General features: G+C 56.7%; 15 protein-coding genes and 5 tRNA genes. All 20 read left to right on the top strand.

Annotated elements, in window-relative coordinates:
- The first annotated feature begins 80 nt into the window (after positions 1 to 80).
- The 20 genes from LJ360_RS16155 to fusA all read left to right on the top strand — a co-directional run bounded on the left by LJ360_RS16155 (position 81) and on the right by fusA (position 19605).
- Positions 81 to 1043 (top strand): biotin--[acetyl-CoA-carboxylase] ligase, encoded by a 963-nt coding sequence (locus LJ360_RS16155; RefSeq protein WP_091855288.1) that lies wholly within the window; start codon positions 81 to 83, stop codon positions 1041 to 1043.
- Positions 1040 to 1777 carry a type III pantothenate kinase gene (locus LJ360_RS16150; protein ID WP_091855287.1) on the top strand — a complete coding sequence of 246 codons (738 nt, stop codon included), beginning with the start codon at positions 1040 to 1042 and terminating at the stop codon, positions 1775 to 1777. Before LJ360_RS16155 ends, LJ360_RS16150 begins: the two co-directional genes overlap by 4 nt.
- Positions 1777 to 2547, top strand: a complete 771-nt coding sequence (locus LJ360_RS16145) for an SPOR domain-containing protein (RefSeq protein ID WP_091855286.1) — start codon at positions 1777 to 1779, stop codon at positions 2545 to 2547. The genes LJ360_RS16150 and LJ360_RS16145 overlap by 1 nt, the downstream gene beginning before the upstream one ends.
- 31 nt (positions 2548 to 2578) lie before the next feature.
- A tRNA-Thr gene (locus LJ360_RS16140) sits at positions 2579 to 2654 on the top strand.
- A gap of 40 nt (positions 2655 to 2694) precedes the next feature.
- Positions 2695 to 2779: transfer RNA gene (locus LJ360_RS16135), tRNA-Tyr, on the top strand.
- 9 nt (positions 2780 to 2788) lie between these two features.
- A tRNA-Gly gene (locus LJ360_RS16130) sits at positions 2789 to 2863 on the top strand.
- A gap of 12 nt (positions 2864 to 2875) precedes the next feature.
- Positions 2876 to 2951 (top strand) — tRNA-Thr (locus LJ360_RS16125).
- Positions 2952 to 3000: 49 nt separating this feature from the next.
- Positions 3001 to 4197 (top strand): elongation factor Tu, encoded by a 1197-nt coding sequence (gene tuf, locus LJ360_RS16120; RefSeq protein WP_264994469.1) that lies wholly within the window; start codon positions 3001 to 3003, stop codon positions 4195 to 4197.
- Between the two features lie 76 nt (positions 4198 to 4273).
- A tRNA-Trp gene (locus LJ360_RS16115) sits at positions 4274 to 4349 on the top strand.
- Positions 4350 to 4383: 34 nt separating this feature from the next.
- Positions 4384 to 4752, top strand: a complete 369-nt coding sequence (gene secE, locus LJ360_RS16110; protein WP_091855123.1) for a preprotein translocase subunit SecE — start codon at positions 4384 to 4386, stop codon at positions 4750 to 4752.
- Positions 4753 to 4765: 13 nt separating this feature from the next.
- Positions 4766 to 5299: a transcription termination/antitermination protein NusG gene (gene nusG, locus LJ360_RS16105; RefSeq protein ID WP_091855121.1), complete on the top strand. Its 534-nt coding sequence runs from the start codon at positions 4766 to 4768 to the stop codon at positions 5297 to 5299.
- Positions 5300 to 5399: 100 nt separating this feature from the next.
- Positions 5400 to 5831: a 50S ribosomal protein L11 gene (gene rplK / locus LJ360_RS16100; RefSeq protein ID WP_091855119.1), complete on the top strand. Its 432-nt coding sequence runs from the start codon at positions 5400 to 5402 to the stop codon at positions 5829 to 5831.
- A 1-nt stretch (position 5832) separates the two neighbouring features.
- A complete protein-coding gene (gene rplA / locus LJ360_RS16095; RefSeq protein WP_091855117.1) occupies positions 5833 to 6531 on the top strand; it encodes a 50S ribosomal protein L1 in 699 nt (232 codons plus the stop codon).
- A gap of 267 nt (positions 6532 to 6798) precedes the next feature.
- On the top strand, positions 6799 to 7329 hold the full coding sequence (gene rplJ / locus LJ360_RS16090; RefSeq protein ID WP_091855115.1) for a 50S ribosomal protein L10: 531 nt from the start codon (positions 6799 to 6801) through the stop codon (positions 7327 to 7329).
- 39 nt (positions 7330 to 7368) lie between these two features.
- Positions 7369 to 7746 carry a 50S ribosomal protein L7/L12 gene (gene rplL / locus LJ360_RS16085; RefSeq protein WP_091855113.1) on the top strand — a complete coding sequence of 126 codons (378 nt, stop codon included), beginning with the start codon at positions 7369 to 7371 and terminating at the stop codon, positions 7744 to 7746.
- 243 nt (positions 7747 to 7989) lie between these two features.
- Positions 7990 to 12066 carry a DNA-directed RNA polymerase subunit beta gene (gene rpoB / locus LJ360_RS16080; RefSeq protein WP_091855126.1) on the top strand — a complete coding sequence of 1359 codons (4077 nt, stop codon included), beginning with the start codon at positions 7990 to 7992 and terminating at the stop codon, positions 12064 to 12066.
- 76 nt (positions 12067 to 12142) lie between these two features.
- The gene (gene rpoC / locus LJ360_RS16075; RefSeq protein WP_091855111.1) at positions 12143 to 16357 is read left to right on the top strand and encodes a DNA-directed RNA polymerase subunit beta'; all 4215 of its coding nucleotides are present in this window, start codon (positions 12143 to 12145) and stop codon (positions 16355 to 16357) included.
- 167 nt (positions 16358 to 16524) lie between these two features.
- Positions 16525 to 16899 carry a 30S ribosomal protein S12 gene (rpsL, locus tag LJ360_RS16070; protein WP_091855124.1) on the top strand — a complete coding sequence of 125 codons (375 nt, stop codon included), beginning with the start codon at positions 16525 to 16527 and terminating at the stop codon, positions 16897 to 16899.
- A 111-nt stretch (positions 16900 to 17010) separates the two neighbouring features.
- On the top strand, positions 17011 to 17481 hold the full coding sequence (gene rpsG, locus LJ360_RS16065; protein WP_091855109.1) for a 30S ribosomal protein S7: 471 nt from the start codon (positions 17011 to 17013) through the stop codon (positions 17479 to 17481).
- 18 nt (positions 17482 to 17499) lie between these two features.
- Positions 17500 to 19605 carry an elongation factor G gene (gene fusA / locus LJ360_RS16060; protein WP_091855107.1) on the top strand — a complete coding sequence of 702 codons (2106 nt, stop codon included), beginning with the start codon at positions 17500 to 17502 and terminating at the stop codon, positions 19603 to 19605.
- The last annotated feature ends 19 nt before the right edge of the window (positions 19606 to 19624 follow it).

Raw genomic sequence — 19624 nt, 5'->3', positions numbered from 1 at the left:
AGCCTTTTTGTCTTTTCCCTCCCTCTGTAGTTTAATCCAGCCCTTGAAACCTTCTTGATCATCAGCCACCAGGCAGACCCATGAATACCAGACCATTACTGAAGTTACTCTCCGACGGTGCCGTACATTCCGGGGAATCCCTTGCTGAAATCCTGGGCGTCAGTCGTACTGCAATCTGGAAGCAGGTCCGCAAATTAATCGATAAAGGCATTCCGGTGGAAACGATTCGTGGCCGTGGCTATCAGTTGGCCGCGCCGATGGATCTGGTGACCCGGGAAGGAATCGAGCAGGGGCTGAACGAGTCTGCCAGACGGCAAATGGCGCTCCGTGTCCATGACCAGATTGACTCCACCAATTCGGATATAACCCGGCGCTGGCAGGAAGGTGAGCGGGGATTGCTGGTCTCGGTTGCTGACAGCCAGCAGCAGGGACGGGGCCGTCGTGGCCGTGTATGGCAAAGTCCTGCCGGCCAGAATCTCTATATGAGCGTCGGCATCTCCATGAATCGTGGCTTCACCGAACTGGATGGTCTCAGCCTTGTGGCTGGCCTGGCGTTACTGGAGGCGCTTGCCGACAAGGGGCTGGCAAACCCAGCACTCAAGTGGCCCAACGACCTGCTGGTTGACGGTAAAAAGCTGGCCGGGATCCTGATTGAGTTGCAAGGGGAGCTTGAGGGGGCTGTCCGGGTTATAGTCGGTATCGGTGTGAACGTACATATGCTGGAGGCTGAGTCGGTGGATCAACCCTGGACAAGCCTGGACTTGAGTGCCCCGGAAGCGGACTGGCGGCGGGATGACCTGGCAGCCAGCGTTCTCAATCGCCTGTTAGGGCATCTATCCGTTTTCGAGGCATCCGGTTTTGGGCCATTCGCAGAGCCGTGGAATCGGTACGACGCTTTCAGAGGGCGTAAGCTGGTTGCCACCAGTGGTAACCTCTCCGGTGTCGGCGAGGGCGTCGACGAGTCTGGCAACTACATGATCAGCACTGACAGCAGCGTTGAGCGCATATACGCCGGTGAGATCAGCCTCCGGGTGGCGGAATGAAACTGTTGCTGGATGCCGGAAACTCGCGCATTAAGTGGCAGCTGCGGGACCGCGCGGACATTGTCTGTTCTGGCGTGGATGTAGCAGAAACCGCAGGGCTTTTCCGCGAGATGGATGACAGACTCTGGACGCAAGTCGATTTTGTCGCCATTTGTACAGTACGCTCCGAGTCTGCAAGGGAAGCACTGGTGCGTGCTATCAAGTTGCACACCCAGGTACCGGTGCGGTTCTTCTGGACTGAACCGCGGTTTGGCGACCTTGTCTGCGCCTATGAAAACCCTTCAGCGATGGGGGCAGACCGGTGGCACGCGATGGTCGCCGCCTGGGAGGTCTTCAAAGGTGCCTGTGTCGTAATCGATGCCGGCAGCGCGATTACTGTGGACTGGATCGACGCCAGCGGGCGGCATGAGGGTGGTTATATTCTGCCAGGAAAAAACCTTATGCTGGATGCCTTGAGTCAGAAAACCGCAAGGGTGCTGTTCCAGCGAGAGCAGACGCTAGCGTCGGTTTCTCCCGGTCAGACAACCGGTGAGTGCGTTCTCCATGGTGTTAACTGGCTCCTTCGTGCATTGGCGATAGAGTTAGGTCGTAAAACCACGGTGCCGGTCATGGTGACCGGCGGCGATGGGCCCTATATAAAGAAGGCCCTTAGCGAATCTGCCGATCCGGCGCTGCCGGTTCGGTTATCTCCCGACCTGGTTCTGGACGGCCTGGCTCAGGTGGCGAATTGCTGATGCGCTGGGTCGCCCTTTTACTGCTGTTGATTAATATTGGGCTGTTTTGGTGGTTGTCGTCCTCCGGGCAGGATAATGTCCGTCCCGTACAGGAAGGAAAGCTACCTCGGGTTGCCGAGATAAAGTTGATTGATGAGTGGGTAAACGGTCAGGCTGAACCGAGGGAGGACGAGGCTTCGTCCCGGTTGATAGTGGATGCGACTGAATATGCTGAGGGGAGCTCTGACGCCCTGATGCCGCCTGGATCCGGGCAGGCCGGGCCGGAGTCTGCTGCTGCCTGTTACGGGATAGGCTGGTTCAACGAACAGGCGGAGGCCCTCGCTTATCGCAACGAGATGCTCGTGCGATTTCCGTCCTTGCGTTTCGGTGGTGTACAAGAGAGAAGCGAGGAGCTTGAGCCTTTTCACTGGGTGATTATTCCGCCCCTGCCTTCTCGGGATGAGGCGATGGCGTTATATCGGGAGCTCGTAAATAAGGGCATTGAAGCGTACGTGGTACCTTCCGGAGAGAACGAAAACGCTATATCTCTGGGACTGTTCCGGTCCAGGGTCTCGGCAGAGCGAATTCTTAGCGAAAGACAGGCCGAAAATATCGATGCAACACTGGTAAAGTTCCCCCGAAATCGTATAAGCTACGCGCTCGTTTTTGAGGGGGTGCCCCAGCCTGAATTGCAGGGCCAGGGCCTTCCCCCCGCCAAAAGTGATGCCGAGCTACAACTGATTGAATTTAGTGATTGTGAAGGTGTTGCAACCGCTAAAAAAAATCCGTAGTATACCGGCCTCGCTGATGAGGCGAATGTGAGCTGGCGTAGCTCAGTTGGTAGAGCAGCTGACTTGTAATCAGCAGGTCGGGGGTTCGATTCCGTCCGCCAGCTCCACTTAAGTTTTATGAAGTGTCTCGGAATCAGGGATACCTCTGGAGGGGTTCCCGAGTGGCCAAAGGGATCAGACTGTAAATCTGACGGCTCAGCCTTCGCAGGTTCGAATCCTGCCCCCTCCACCACTTATTGATGCGGGCATCGTATAGTGGCTATTACCTCAGCCTTCCAAGCTGATGACGCGGGTTCGATTCCCGCTGCCCGCTCCAGATTGGTTCAATGCTCATGTAGCTCAGTTGGTAGAGCACACCCTTGGTAAGGGTGAGGTCGGCGGTTCAAATCCGCCCATGAGCTCCATTTTTATCCGGTCAACGTTACTGTCCAGTTGATTAGGGAGATTGGTCGAATGTCTAAGAAGCAATTTGAGCGTAACAAGCCGCACCTGAACGTGGGCACCATCGGTCACGTTGACCATGGTAAGACCACTCTGACTGCGGCGCTGACCCGCGTATGTCACGAAGTATGGGGTACTGGTGAGTCCCGTGCATTCGACCAGATCGATAACGCACCGGAAGAGCGTGCGCGTGGTATCACTATCGCGACCTCTCACGTTGAGTACGATTCCCCGACTCGCCACTACGCCCACGTAGATTGCCCGGGCCACGCTGACTATGTGAAGAACATGATCACTGGTGCAGCGCAGATGGACGGCGCGATCCTGGTTTGCTCCGCTGCTGACGGCCCCATGCCGCAGACTCGTGAGCACATCCTGCTGTCCCGTCAGGTTGGCGTTCCCTACATTGTCGTGTTCCTGAACAAGGCCGACATGGTAGACGACGAAGAGCTGCTCGAGCTGGTTGAGATGGAAGTTCGCGAACTGCTGAGCCAGTACGACTTCCCGGGTGACGATACTCCGATCATCACTGGCTCCGCGCTGATGGCGCTGGAAGGCAAGGATGACAACGAGATGGGCACTACCGCTGTGAAGAAGCTGGTAGAGGCGCTGGATGACTACATCCCGGAGCCGGAGCGTGCGATTGACCAGCCGTTCCTGATGCCGATCGAGGACGTATTCTCCATCTCTGGTCGTGGTACTGTTGTGACCGGTCGTGTTGAGCGTGGCATCGTGAAGACTGGCGACGAAGTGGAAATCGTTGGTATCCGTGATACCCAGAAGACCACGGTTACCGGTGTTGAGATGTTCCGCAAGCTGCTTGACGAAGGTCGTGCTGGTGAGAACATCGGTGCCCTGCTGCGTGGTACCAAGCGTGACGACGTAGAGCGTGGCCAGGTGTTGTGTGTGCCGGGCTCGATCAAGCCGCACACAAAGTTCGAATGCGAAGTGTACGTGCTGAGCAAGGACGAGGGTGGTCGTCACACTCCGTTCTTCAAGGGCTACCGTCCGCAGTTCTACTTCCGGACCACTGACGTGACTGGCTCCTGTGAGCTGCCGGAAGGCGTTGAAATGGTAATGCCGGGTGACAACGTGAAGATGTCTGTTACCCTGATCGCTCCGATCGCCATGGAAGATGGTCTGCGCTTCGCGATCCGCGAAGGTGGCCGTACCGTTGGTGCCGGCGTGGTATCCAAGATCATCGAGTAACAGCTCGCACGATCTGAAAGCAGAAGGGCTGCCCTTTGGGTGGTCCTTTTGTTGCACCGCAAAAAGGTTTCGGTGCAGGCCAGTAGCTCAATTGGCAGAGCAGCGGTCTCCAAAACCGCAGGTTGGGGGTTCGATTCCCTCCTGGCCTGCCATTTATAACACGTCTGGATACATAAGCTGATTCCTATGGAGTCAAAAGCCCAACAGTCGACCAGCCGCTTTGATGTTGTCAAGTGGCTGGTTGTTTTCGTTCTGATTGCCGTGGGAGTAGTCGGCAATCAGTATTTCAGCGGCGAATCAGTGCTCTATCGAGTGCTTGGTTTGGTGGCGCTGGCTCTGGTTGCTGCAGTTGTGGCGCTCCAGACCGATCGCGGGCGTCGTTTCGCGACCCTGTTGAAAGAGGCCAGGGTAGAGATTCGCAAGGTCGTATGGCCGACTCGCCCGGAGTTGATCCAGACCACGGCAATCGTCGTTGTGTTTGTGCTTGTCGTAGCACTTATCCTTTGGGGTATGGACTCGCTCATCGGCTTCCTCGTACAGGGTTTCATCGGATAGGCAGGGGCAGGCAATGGCTAAGCACTGGTTTGTGGTTCAGGCGTATTCCGGTTTCGAAAAACATGTCATGCGGTCGCTCAAGGAGCGGATCGCCATTAATGGCATGGAGGATAAATTTGGTGACGTGCTTGTGCCCACCGAAGAAGTCGTCGAAATGCGGGATGGCAAGAAACGAAAGAGCGAGCGTAAGTTCTATCCGGGGTACGTGCTTGTCCAGATGGAAATGGATGACGCCTCGTGGCATCTTGTGAAAGATACGCCGCGGGTTCTCGGGTTCATTGGTGGTACCAAGGATAAGCCTGCCCCGATCACCGAGAAGGAAGCTGAAGCAATCCTTCGTCGTGTTGAAAGCGGTGTCGATCAGCCGAAACCCAAGACGCTGTTCGAGCCTGGTGAGATTGTTCGCGTTATTGAAGGTCCCTTCGCCGATTTTAATGGCGTTGTGGAAGAAGTTGATTACGACAAGAGTCGTGTAAAGGTGGCAGTTCTGATCTTTGGTCGCTCCACTCCGGTTGAGCTGGAGTTTGGCCAGGTCGAAAAGGACTGAGTTACCTCTGAAGCGAAGGGCTCGCTCACTGCGGTGTAGCGGGCTTTTTGTGTCTCAAAACCGGGGAGCCGAAAGGCGCTAACACCCACAGGAGAAACCCATGGCTAAGAAAATCGAAGCGTACATCAAGCTTCAGGTTGCTGCCGGTCAGGCCAACCCGAGCCCCCCCGTCGGTCCCGCGCTGGGCCAGCACGGTGTGAACATTATGGAGTTCTGTAAGGCGTTCAACGCTGCCACGCAGGGCATTGAGCCGGGTCTGCCGACTCCGGTGGTGATCACTGTTTACAGTGATCGCTCGTTCACTTTTGTCACCAAGACCCCGCCAGCACCGGTGCTGTTGAAGAAGGCTGCCGGTATCAAGAGTGGTTCTGGCCGTCCGAACACCGAAAAGGTGGGCACGGTTACCCGCGCGCAGCTTGAAGAGATTGTAAAGACTAAAGAGCCTGATCTCACTGCTGCTGATATGGACGCTGCCGTCCGCACCATCGCCGGCACTGCCCGTAGCATGGGCCTGAACGTGGAGGGTCTGTAAAATGGCTAAACTGAGCAAGCGTCAGAAGCTGATTCGCGAAAAAGTGGACCCGGCCCGCGCCTATACGGTAGATGAGGCTGTAGCGCTCCTGGCTGAGCTGGGTAGCTCCGTCAAGTTCCGCGAGTCTATCGATGTATCCGTTAACCTTGGTGTCGATGCACGGAAATCCGACCAGGTAGTCCGTAGCAGCACCGTGCTGCCCCACGGTACCGGTAAGAGCGTGCGGGTTGCTGTGTTCACCCAGGGTGCCAATGCCGACAAGGCGAAAGAAGCCGGTGCTGACATCGTAGGTATGGATGACCTGGCCGAAGAAGTGAAAAAGGGCAACATGGATTTCGACGTGGTCATTGCGACCCCCGATGCCATGCGTGTCGTTGGTCAGCTTGGCCAGATCCTTGGGCCTCGCGGCCTGATGCCTAACCCCAAGGTTGGCACGGTTACCCCGGATGTGGAAACGGCTGTAAAAAATGCCAAGGCAGGTCAGGTTCGTTACCGTACTGACAAGAATGGCATTATCCACGCTCCTCTGGGAAATGTTGAATTTTCTGCACAGAACATCAAGGAAAACCTTGAAGCTCTGCTGGCAGACCTGAAAAAGGCCAAGCCTGCATCGTCCAAGGGCGTTTACCTGAAGAAGGTATCCCTGTCCTCGACAATGGGGCCTGGCCTGACTGTTGATCAGGGTTCTTTGAACCTTTGATCCCTGGTCGGCAGTAACTTTGTAGTCTGGGCGGAAGCCAAGGCTGTCAAAGACCGCAGGCCCCCGAGGGCCGACTCTCGCGAGTCGGGTCACAAGGGTTAAAGCAACGCCTGCGCAGACGGTGTGAAGACGTTCTCTCTGAACCCAAACACCGTTAGGCGCCCATAAAGGAATGTGGTTGGGATTTCGCTGATGCGTGATCCGGACAGCGTTCCCTGGGCAATGATGGGTTTGCCGGAATCTCCGGCGAAATCGAGGAGAAATCCAGTGGCAATTAGACTCGAAGACAAGAAAGCGATCGTCGCTGAAGTCAACGAGACTGCTGGTACTGCTCTGTCTGTTGTTCTGGCTGACTACCGTGGTGTTACCGCAGGTGACATGACGGCGCTTCGTGCCAAGGCTCGTGCCGAGAATGTGCGTCTGAAGGTTGTTCGTAACAACCTTGCCAAGATCGCCATTCGCGGTACCGAGTTCGAGTGCATCGACGAAGCTCTGGTTGGTCCGACCATTCTGGCATTCTCTATGGAAGATCCTGGTGCCGCTGCGCGCCTGCTCAAGGATTTCGCCAAAGAGAAAGAGGCTTTCGAGATCAAGGGTCTGGCCGTCGGCGGTGAGCTGATGGGCGCAGAACAGATCGATCGCCTGGCCAAGCTGCCGACGCTGCACGAAGCGCTGACTCAGCTGGCTATTGTCACACAGGCACCGGTTACCAAGTTGGTACGCACTCTGAACGATGTTCCGGGCAGGGTTACCCGCGTAGTAGCTGCAGTCCGAGACCAGAAGCAAGAAGCTGCTTGATTCTGTTGAAAACCATATTTTATTTTTTGGGAGAAAGTCATGGCTCTGTCTAAAGACGATATTCTGAATGCAATTGCTGAAATGAGCGTTATGGAAGTGGTTGAGCTCGTCGAAGCAATGGAAGAGAAGTTCAACGTATCCGCTGCTGCTGCTGTTGCAGCTGCTCCGGCTGCCGCTGCTGGCGACGCTGCTGCCGCTGAAGAGCAGACCGAGTTTGACGTTGTTCTGACCGGCGCTGGCGAGAAGAAAGTGAACGTCATCAAGGCTGTTCGCGAACTGACTGGCCTGGGCCTGAAGGAAGCGAAGGAAATGGTTGATTCTGCTCCGTCCACCGTTAAGGAAGCTGCTTCCAAGGACGACGCTGAAGAAGCCAAGAAGAAGCTTGAGGAAGCAGGCGCTTCTGTTGAGCTCAAGTAATCGCCGATACTTGATCGGTTCCGTGCATTAGCATGGATAGGCTGGTGGCTTAGCGCCACCGGCCTTTTTCTGTTGTATATATGCTATAGAGACGGATGCAGTTGCTATAGTTAATGACTGCCTCTGTCACCTACAGCCAGAGTCTTGTTCAAGACGGCGCAGTATGCCGAGCAACTCGGCCCCGAAGCAGGTAAATGGTTGCTTCTTGATACCAGGTATCAGGTCTAAAGCTGGGGAATGCAGATGACTTACTCCTACACTGAGAAAAAGCGGATTCGCAAAGACTTCAGTAAATTGCCTTCCGTGATGGATGTTCCCTATTTGCTGGCTATTCAGCTGGATTCTTATCGGGACTTCCTGCAAATGGAAGCCGCCGCTGCCGAGCGCCAGGAAACTGGCCTGCACGCAGCCTTCAAATCCGTATTCCCGATTGTCAGTTATTCTGGCAATGCGGCGCTTGAGTACGTGAGCTACCGTATTGGCGATCCGGTATTCGACGTCAAGGAATGTCAGCTCCGGGGCGTAACCTATGCTGCTCCCCTGCGCGTGAAAGTTCGGCTGATCATCTATGATCGCGAATCGTCCAACAAGGCGATCAAGGACATCAAGGAGCAGGAAGTCTACATGGGCGAAATGCCCCTGATGACTGAAAATGGTACCTTCGTTGTCAACGGTACCGAGCGGGTCATCGTGTCCCAGCTCCATCGTTCACCGGGCGTGTTCTTTGACCATGACAAGGGCAAGACACACTCCTCCGGAAAGCTTCTGTATTCTGCCCGGGTGATTCCTTACCGTGGCTCCTGGCTTGATTTCGAGTTCGATGCCAAGGATTCAGTATTCGTCCGGATCGACCGTCGCCGGAAGCTGCCTGCCAGCATCCTGTTGCGTGGCCTGGGGTACAGCTCCGAGCAAATGCTGGAAAAGTTCTTTGAAACCAGTAAGTTTACTGTTGGAGAAGAAACCTCCAGTCTGGAGCTGGTGCCCAGCCGACTGCGTGGTGATATCGCCACCTTTGACATCAAGGACAATGACGGCAATGTGATCGTGGAAGAGGGCCGTCGTGTCACCGCACGCCACATCCGTCAGCTCGAAAAGTCCGGCATCACTCAGCTGGAAGTGCCTACTGCCTATCTCCATGGCCGAGTCATTGCCCGTGACATGGTAGACACCAAGACCGGCGAGGTGCTGGTCGAGTGCAACACTGAGATCACCGAAGAGGTGATGGAAAAGATTCTGGGTGCAGGGATCACTGAAGTCGAAACTCTGTATACCAACGACCTGGACTGCGGCCCCTTCATGTCCGATACGATTCGTATCGACCCGACCCGCACCCAGCTCGAGGCGCTGGTGGAAATCTATCGGATGATGCGTCCGGGAGAGCCGCCCACCAAGGAATCCGCCGAGAACCTGTTCAATAACCTGTTCTTCTCGGAAGAGCGCTACGATTTGTCCGCGGTTGGGCGGATGAAGCTGAACCGTCGCCTCGGTCGCGAAGAGAGCACCGGTGAAGGTACGTTGACCAACGAAGACATCATCGATGTACTTCGTACCTTGATCGACATCCGTAACGGCAACGGAAACGTGGATGACATCGATAACCTGGGCAATCGCCGTATCCGGTCCGTCGGTGAGATGGCCGAGAACCAGTTCCGTGTGGGCCTGGTACGCGTAGAGCGTGCGGTGCGTGAGCGCTTGAGCCTGGCTGAAAGTGAAGGCCTGATGCCTCAGGACCTGATCAATGCCAAGCCGGTGGCGGCAGCAGTCAAGGAGTTCTTCGGTTCCAGTCAGCTGTCCCAGTTCATGGATCAGAACAACCCGTTGTCCGAGGTGACTCACAAGCGTCGCGTATCTGCGCTTGGGCCTGGTGGCCTGACACGGGAGCGTGCGGGCTTTGAGGTGCGGGATGTTCATCCCACCCACTACGGCCGCGTCTGTCCCATCGAGACACCGGAAGGTCCGAACATCGGTCTGATCAACTCGCTGGCGACCTATGCCCGGACCAACTCTTACGGCTTCCTCGAAAGTCCGTACCGGAAGGTCATCGACGGCAAGGTGACCGATGACATCGTTTATCTGTCGGCCATCGAGGAAAGTAACTACATCATCGCCCAGGCAAGCGCGGCGATGACTGAGGACGGCCGTCTTGCGGATGAACTGGTTACCGTGCGTCACCAGAACGAATTCACCGTAACCCCGCCAGAGAACGTCAACTTCATGGATGTTTCGCCGCGGCAGGTAGTCTCGGTGGCAGCATCGCTGATCCCGTTCCTGGAGCATGACGATGCCAACCGGGCCCTGATGGGCTCCAACATGCAGCGCCAGGCTGTGCCAACACTGCGTGCAGACAAGCCGGTGGTTGGTACTGGCCTTGAGCGGACCGTGGCCCAGGACTCCGGCGTCTGCGTTACCGCGCGTCGCGGTGGTGTTATCGAGGACGTGGATGCAGCCCGTATCGTCGTACGGGTGCACGATGATGAGACCGAAGCCGGTGACGCTGGTGTGGATATCTACAACCTCACCAAGTACACCCGCTCCAACCAGAACACCTGCATCAACCAACGTTCAATCGTAAACCAGGGTGATGTGGTTGCCCGTGGAGATGTCCTGGCCGACGGTCCCTCTGTGGACCTGGGTGAGTTGGCGCTTGGGCAGAACATGCGTATCGCATTCATGCCCTGGAACGGCTACAACTTCGAGGACTCCATCCTGATCTCGGAGAAGGTGGTCCAGGAGGATCGCTTCACCAGCATCCATATCCAGGAGCTTACCTGTGTGGCCCGGGATACCAAGCTGGGCAGCGAGGAAATCACCGCTGACATCCCCAACGTGGGTGAAAGTGCCCTGGCCAAACTGGATGAATCCGGGATTGTTTACATCGGTGCCGAGGTTGGCCCGGGTGACATCCTGGTGGGCAAGGTAACGCCGAAAGGTGAAACCCAGCTCACTCCGGAAGAGAAGCTGCTGAGGGCTATCTTTGGTGAGAAGGCGTCCGATGTAAAAGACACCTCCTCACGGGTATCCGCTGGTACCCGGGGCACCGTTATTGATGTTCAGGTGTTTACCCGTGACGGCATCGAGAAAGACGACCGCGCGCTCTCGATCGAGCAGGACCAGCTGAACCAGTACCGGAAGGACCTGAAGGACGAGTATCGTATCGTCGAAGGTGCGACCTTCGAACGTCTGACTGCCGCCCTGACCGGGCAGGAAGTCATCAGCGGGCCTGGTCTTAAGAAAGGTGCAACCCTCGACGAAGATTACCTGAAGGGGCTGGACCGGGACCAGTGGTTCAAGCTGCGGTTGAAGGATGAGGCTCTCAATGAGCTGCTGGAGAAATCCGAGCAAGGCCTGGAAGATCGCAAGAAAGAGCATGAAGAGCGTTTTGAAGACAAGAAACGCAAGCTCCAGCAGGGTGATGACCTCGCTCCGGGCGTACTGAAAATCGTCAAGGTCTATCTGGCGATCAAACGCCGGGTTCAGCCTGGTGACAAGATGGCCGGTCGTCACGGTAACAAGGGTGTTATTTCTGCTGTTATGCCGGTGGAAGACATGCCCTATGACGCCGAAGGCAATACCGTCGACATCGTCCTCAACCCGCTGGGTGTACCGTCACGGATGAACGTGGGTCAGGTACTGGAAACCCACCTGGGTGCCGCAGCCAAGGGTCTCGGCCGGAAGATCGAGCGCATGCTGGAAGAGCAGCGCAAGGTTGCCGAGATTCGCGAGCTGCTGGACAAGATCTACAACCACAGCGACGAAGTTCCGTCGGTGGATCTGCCCAGCCTGAACGACGAAGAGATTCTCCAGCTGGCCAACAACCTGCGTGGCGGCGTGCCCATGGCGACTGCGGTTTTCGATGGTGCCAAGGAGGCTGAGGTCAAGCACATGCTGGAGCTCGCCGACATGGATACCAGCGGCCAGGTGACGCTGTTCGACGGCCGTACCGGTGATCAGTTTGATCGCCAGGTGACGGTTGGATACATGTACATGCTGAAGCTGAATCACCTGATCGACGACAAGATGCACGCACGGTCCACCGGTTCCTACAGCCTGGTTACCCAGCAACCGCTGGGTGGTAAGGCGCAGTTCGGTGGCCAGCGGTTCGGTGAGATGGAAGTGTGGGCCCTGGAGGCCTATGGTGCGGCCTATACTCTGCAAGAGATGCTCACCGTCAAGTCTGACGATGTGAATGGCCGTACCAAGATGTACAAGAACATTGTGGATGGAGACCACCGGATGGAGCCGGGTATGCCCGAATCCTTCAACGTTCTTGTCAAGGAGATCCGCTCGCTGGGTATCGACATCGAGCTGGAATCCGAGTAAGCCGAATCGTTTTTTGGCAGCGTGAGCGGGCACCGCGGTGCCCGCCCGAGATTAACGCCATCCGGAGCTGTTACTGATGAAAGATTTGCTGAATCTTCTCAAGAGCCAGAACCAGAGCAAGGAATTTGACGCCATCCGAATCGGGCTGGCGTCGCCTGACATGATCCGTTCCTGGTCCTTCGGGGAAGTAAAGAAACCCGAGACGATCAACTACCGGACCTTCAAGCCTGAGCGTGACGGTCTGTTCTGCGCCAAGATTTTTGGTCCGATCAAGGACTACGAGTGCCTGTGCGGCAAGTACAAGCGTCTCAAGCACCGTGGTGTGATCTGTGAAAAGTGTGGTGTCGAAGTGGCACTGGCGAGCGTTCGCCGTGAGCGCATGGGTCACATTGAACTGGCGAGCCCGGTAGCACATATCTGGTTCCTCAAGTCCCTGCCGTCCCGGATCGGCATGATGCTGGACATGACCCTGCGTGATATCGAGCGGGTTCTGTATTTTGAGTCCTTCATTGTGATCGACCCCGGCATGACCACCCTGGAGCGTGGGCAGCTGCTTAACGATGAGCAGTACTATGAGGCCCTGGAGGAGTTCGGGGACGAGTTCGACGCCCGCATGGGCGCCGAAGCCATCAAGATGCTGCTTGAAGACATTGATCTGCAGGCGGAAGTTGACCTGCTGCGGGAAGAGATTCCCCAGACCAACTCCGAGACCAAGATCAAGAAGTTCACCAAGCGACTGAAGATCCTCGAGGCCTTCCTGTACTCCGGCAACCGTCCGGGCGACATGGTCATGACCGTGCTGCCAGTGCTGCCGCCGGACCTGCGTCCGCTGGTTCCGCTGGACGGTGGCCGCTTTGCGACTTCCGACCTGAACGATCTGTATCGTCGCGTCATCAACCGGAATAACCGCCTCAAGCGTCTGCTTGAGCTGAACGCGCCGGACATCATCGTACGCAATGAGAAGCGTATGCTGCAGGAAGCCGTTGACGCCCTGCTGGACAACGGCCGTCGTGGCCGTGCCATCACCGGCACCAACAAGCGCCCGTTGAAGTCCCTGGCCGACATGATCAAGGGCAAGCAGGGCCGTTTCCGTCAGAACCTGCTGGGTAAGCGGGTGGACTATTCCGGTCGTTCAGTGATCGTGGTTGGTCCATACCTGCGCCTGCACCAGTGTGGTCTGCCGAAGAAAATGGCACTGGAACTGTTCAAGCCGTTCATCTTCTCCAAGCTGGAGCATCGTGGCCTGGCGACCACCATCAAGGCGGCCAAGAAAATGGTCGAGCGCGAGGAAGGCGTGGTCTGGGATATCCTCGACGAGGTCATCCGTGAGCATCCGATCCTGCTGAACCGGGCCCCGACCCTGCACCGTCTGGGTATTCAGGCGTTCGAGCCGGTGCTCATCGAAGGCAAGGCCATTCAGCTTCACCCGCTGGTGTGTGCGGCCTACAATGCTGACTTCGACGGCGACCAGATGGCGGTGCACGTGCCGCTGACCCTGGAGGCGCAGCTGGAAGCCCGTGCGTTGATGATGTCCACCAACAACGTACTGTCACCGGCCAACGGCGAGCCGATCATCGTGCCGTCGCAGGATGTTGTTCTGGGCCTGTACTACATGACCCGTGAGCGCAAGAACGCGCTCGGCGAAGGTCGTGTCTTTGCCGATGTGAAGGAAGTTCACCGTGCGTACGGCGCTGGTGCTGTTGACCTGCAGGCCAAGATCAAGGTGCGTGTCAAGGAAGTGACCTACGGCGAGAACGAAGAACTCAAGACTGAGCACGTTATCGTTGATACCGTGGTTGGTCGTGCGCTGTTGTTTGATATCGTTCCGGATGGCCTGTCCTTTGAGGTTGTCAACAAACCGATGACCAAGAAGGCGATCTCCAACCTGATCAACACCTGTTACCGGGTGGCTGGTTTGAAGGATACCGTCATCTTTGCCGATCAGCTGATGTACATGGGCTTCCATTACGCCACTGTGTCCGGCACCTCTATCGGCTTCAACGACTTCGAGATTCCTCCGGAGAAGTACGAGCTGGTTGACGCCGCTACCGATGAAGTGAAGGAAATCGAGTCCCAGTATTCCTCCGGCCTGCTGACCCAGGGCGAGAAGTACAACAAGGTTATCGATATCTGGTCCCGGGCAAACGACAAGGTGTCCAAGGCCATGATGGATCGCCTCTCCCAGGAGCAGGTGGTTGACGCTGAGGGCAAGCCGGTATTCCGTGAGGATGGCGAGCCTGAAATGCAGGAGTCCTTCAACTCCGTGTACATGATGGCTGACTCCGGTGCCCGGGGCTCCCCCGCGCAGATTCGTCAGCTGGCTGGTATGCGGGGTCTGATGGCGAAGCCGGACGGCTCCATCATCGAGACGCCGATTACCGCGAACTTCCGTGAGGGGCTGAACGTACTGCAGTACTTCATCTCGACCCACGGTGCCCGTAAGGGTCTGGCGGATACCGCTCTGAAGACGGCCAACTCCGGTTACCTGACTCGTCGCCTGGTGGACGTATCCCAGGACCTCGTGGTCACAGAAACAGACTGTGGTACCGAAGAAGGCCTGTTGATGACGCCGCACATTGAGGGTGGTGATGTCGTTGTTCCCCTCGGCGATCGCGTACTGGGGCGGGTCACCGCCCGTGATGTGTTCACGCCCACAGACAAGGAGAACGCAGTGGTTCCTGCGGGTACCCTGCTGGACGAGAAGACCATCGAGAGTATCGAGCGTGCGGGTGTGGACGAAGTATGGGTGCGTTCCGCGATTACCTGTGAAGCGCGCCACGGCGTATGTGCCAACTGTTACGGCCGCGACCTTGCCCGTGGTCACCTGGTGAATGTCGGAGAGGCTGTTGGTGTTATCGCCGCTCAGTCGATCGGTGAACCGGGTACCCAGCTGACCATGCGGACCTTCCACATCGGTGGTGCGGCCAGCCGGGCCTCCGCAGTGGACAACATCCAGGTCAAGCATGGCGGTCAGATCCGCCTGCATAATATGAAGTCCATCGAGAAGACCGATGGCAACCTTGTGGTCGTGTCCCGGTCCTCTGCATTGGCGGTCGCTGATGAACAGGGTCGTGAGCGCGAGTGGTACAAGCTGCCCTACGGTGCGGTACTGTCGGTCAAACACGGTGACCAGGTTGATGCCGGTGCCGTGGTGGCGAAATGGGATCCGCACACCCACCCGATCATCGCCGAGGGAGTTGGTAAGGCGAAGTTCGTTGGAATGGATCAGGGCATCACCGTCCGCACCCAGACCGATGAGCTGACAGGGCTCTCCACAATCCAGGTGATCGATCCGAAGGATCGTCCGGCTGCTGGTAAGGATCTGCGTCCGGCGATCGAACTGGTAGACGAAAAGGGCGAAGAAGTGGTTCTGCCCGGTGGGTCACCGGCGCACTACTTCCTGCCGGCCGACGCGCTGGTAACCCTGGCCGACGGCGCCAATGTGGAACTGGGTGACGTTGTTGCCCGTATTCCGCAGGAAAGCTCGAAGACCCGGGATATCACCGGTGGTCTGCCACGGGTCGCCGACCTGTTCGAGGCCCGTCGTCCGAAGGAGCCGTCCATTCTGGCGGAAATCACGGGTACGGTATCCTTCGGCAAGGAAACCAAGGGCAAGAAGCGCCTGGTTATCACGCCGAAGGATGCTGACCCCTACGAGGTGCTGATTCCCAAGTGGCGTCAGTTGAACGTCTTCGAGGGCGAGACTGTGGAGAGGGGTGAGGTCATCTCGGATGGCCCTTCCAATCCACACGACATCCTGCGCCTGCTGGGCGTAGTTGAGTTGGCCAAGTACATCACCAACGAAATCCAGGACGTCTACCGTCTGCAGGGCGTTGTCATCAACGATAAACACATCGAGGTTATCGTCCGTCAGATGTTGCGCAAAGTGGAAATCACCGATCCGGGTGAAACCACGCTGCTGGCTGGTGATCAGGTTGAATACCACCAGTTCCTGGACGAGAACGAAAAGGCCATCGCCGCTGACAAGCAACCTGCCAAGGGTGAGCGTCAGTTGCTGGGTATCACCAAGGCCTCTCTGGCAACCGAGTCGTTTATTTCTGCGGCTTCGTTCCAGGAGACCACCCGCGTACTTACCGAGGGTGCCGTTACCGGCAAGCGCGACTTCCTGCGCGGCCTGAAGGAGAACGTGGTTGTGGGTCGCCTGATCCCGGCGGGTACCGGCCTTGCCTATCACAATGAGCGTCGCCGCAAGCGTGACCTCGAGGAACAGGGGGTCACCGCAGAGGATGTGGTTGAAGCCCTGAGCGCCGAGCTGAACCGGGAGGGTTAACTCCCGGCGGCGTAGCCCCCCCCGGGAACTACGGATCCCGGGGTGGTCAAAAGGCATCAGTCATCTTGACTGACCCGGGGCGCAGGCTTACACTTGCGTCCCTTAATTTTTACCCCCGTTCGCCGGGGGTAAGTTTCATTGGAATGGTTTTTTTGGAGTTTGCTTACATGGCAACGATCAACCAGTTGGTACGTAAGCCTCGTAAACGCAAGGTAGCCAAGAGCGATGTTCCAGCGCTCCAGGCCTGCCCTCAGCGTCGTGGCGTATGCACTCGTGTGTACACCACCACACCGAAGAAGCCGAACTCCGCACTGCGTAAGGTGTGCCGTGTTCGTCTGACTAACGGTTACGAGGTTTCCTCATACATTGGCGGTGAAGGTCACAACCTTCAGGAGCACAGCGTTGTGCTGATCCGCGGCGGTCGTGTAAAAGACCTCCCGGGTGTGCGCTACCACACTGTTCGCGGAACACTGGACACCCAGGGTGTACAGAACCGTAAGCAGGGTCGCTCCAAGTACGGTACAAAACGACCCAAGTCCTGATGTCCCTGATGGGTGTCTTTTATCGTCCCTGTGAACGATAAGAGTAAGGCTGAGTAGCCAGTGGCTATCTCAGGGGTTCCTGAAGACCTTAATTTTTAGAAGGGCTTATCGATGCCTAGAAGAAGAGTTGCAGCAAAACGGGAGATTATCCCGGATCCCAAATTTGGTAGCGCACGTCTTGCCAAGTTCATCAACCACGTGATGGAAAGTGGCAAGAAGTCTGTAGCCGAGCGCATTGTTTATGGCGCGCTCGACATCGTTGCCGAAAAGTCAAAGGAAGAGCCGATCGAAATGTTCGAGAAGGCCCTGGAAAACATCCAGCCGATGGTCGAGGTTAAGTCCCGTCGTGTGGGTGGCGCTACCTACCAGGTGCCGGTGGAAGTGCGGCCTTCCCGTCAGAACGCGCTGGCTATGCGCTGGCTCGTAGAATTTTCCCGGAAGCGTGGTGAGAAGTCCATGGCTCAGCGCCTGGCAGGTGAGATCCTGGACGCCGCTGACAGCAAGGGCGCCGCAGTTAAGAAGCGCGAAGACGTTCACCGCATGGCAGAAGCCAACAAGGCGTTCTCTCACTTCCGTTTCTAAACAGCCGAGGTTTATACAGTGGCACGTAAGACTCCTATCAAACGTTACAGAAACATCGGTATCTGTGCGCACGTTGACGCGGGTAAAACCACGACCACCGAGCGTATTCTTTACTATACCGGTCGTAGCCACAAAATGGGTGAAACCCATGATGGCGCGTCTACCACTGACTGGATGGCCCAGGAGCAGGAGCGGGGTATTACCATTACCTCAGCGGCTGTTACCACCTTCTGGCAGGGTATGGACAAGCAGTACGATGAGCACCGCATCAACATCATCGACACCCCGGGACACGTTGACTTCACCATTGAGGTAGAGCGTTCCCTGCGGGTGCTGGATGGTGCGGTGGTTGTATTCTGTGGCTCCTCCGGTGTTGAGCCTCAGTCAGAGACCGTATGGCGTCAGGCCAACAAGTACGAAGTGCCTCGCATGGTGTTCGTCAACAAGATGGACCGAGCCGGCGCAAACTTCTCCCGCGTTGTTGCTCAGATTCGTGATCGACTGGGCGCCACCTGTGTTCCGATCCAGTTGCCGATCGGCGCAGAGGACGACTTCGAGGGTGTTGTCGACCTGCTTCGTATGAAGGCCATCTACTGGAATGATGCCGACCAGGGCATGACCTATGAGCTCAAGGATATCCCTGAGTCCATGATGGCGGATGCCGAAAAGGCCCGGGAAGAGATGATCGAAGCGGCTGCAGAAGCCAACGAAGAGTACATGGAGAAGTACCTGGAAGGTGAAGAGCTTACCTACGAGGAAATCAAGTCCGGGCTTCGTCAGCGCACTATCGCCAACGAGATCGTCCTGGCGACTTGTGGCTCTGCCTTCAAGAACAAGGGTGTTCAGGCGGTTCTCGATGCCGTTGTCGAATTCCTGCCCGCTCCGGATGAAGTAAAGGCCATTCGTGGTGAGGTGGACGAAGACGGTACCGAGGAAACTCGTCCGGTTGATGATGATGCGCCGTTTGCTGCCCTGGCGTTCAAGATCGCGACTGACCCGTTTGTTGGTACGCTGACCTTCTTCCGTGTGTACTCCGGTAAACTCGAAAGCGGTAATGCTGTCTACAACTCGGTCAAGCAGAAGAAAGAGCGTGTGGGCCGTATGGTTCAGATGCACGCCAATGACCGGGAAGAGATCAAGGAAGTGTTGGCTGGCGATATCGCCGCTGCGATCGGTCTGAAGAACGTGACGACCGGTGACACCCTTTGTGATGAGAATCACAAGATCGTTCTAGAGCGCATGGAGTTCCCTGAGCCGGTTATCTCCGTTGCGGTCGAGCCGAAGTCCAAGGCGGACCAGGAGAAGATGGGTGTTGCTTTGGGCAAACTGGCCCAGGAAGATCCGTCTTTCCGTGTTCGTACTGACGAAGAGTCCGGTCAGACCATTATCTCTGGCATGGGTGAGCTTCACCTGGACATCATCGTTGATCGTATGAAGCGAGAGTTCAAGGTTGAGGCCAATATCGGCAAGCCGCAGGTGGCGTACCGTGAGCGTATCCGCAAGGCGGTTGACGTTGAGGGCAAGTTTGTCCGTCAGTCTGGTGGTCGCGGTCAGTACGGTCACGTCAAGCTGAAACTCGAGCCGCTGCCTCTGGACGAGGAAGATGGCGAGAATTTCATCTTCGTGAACGAAATCGTTGGTGGTGTGGTTCCCAAGGAATACATCCCGGCGGTGCAGCAGGGTATCGAAGAGCAGATGCAGAACGGCTGTATTGCCGGTTATCCGCTGCTCCGTATCAAGGCAACCCTGTATGACGGCTCCTACCACGAAGTCGACTCCAACGAGATGGCGTTCAAGGTAGCTGGCTCCATGGCTATGAAGAAAGGTGCGCTAGAAGCTGATCCGGCGCTGCTTGAGCCTATCATGAAAGTTGAAGTGGTAACGCCTGAGGACTACATGGGCGACGTGGTCGGTGATCTTAACCGTCGTCGCGGTGTAATCCAGGGTATGGATGATGGCCCTGCAGGCAAGATTATCCGTGCCGAGGTTCCGTTGTCGGAGATGTTCGGTTACGCCACTGACCTGCGTTCTGCAACACAGGGTCGGGCGTCATATGCGATGGAGTTTGCCGGCTATTCCGAGGCTCCTTCGAACATTGCCGAAGCGATCATCAAAAAGGGTTGATTCCCAGGACTTTAAGAAA

Origin of the sequence: Marinobacter sp. AN1, assembly GCF_026013985.1 — a bacterium.
In the GTDB taxonomy this organism is placed as follows: Bacteria; Pseudomonadota; Gammaproteobacteria; order Pseudomonadales; family Oleiphilaceae; genus Marinobacter; species Marinobacter segnicrescens.
This window is presented reverse-complemented; position numbering and strand designations above follow the sequence as displayed.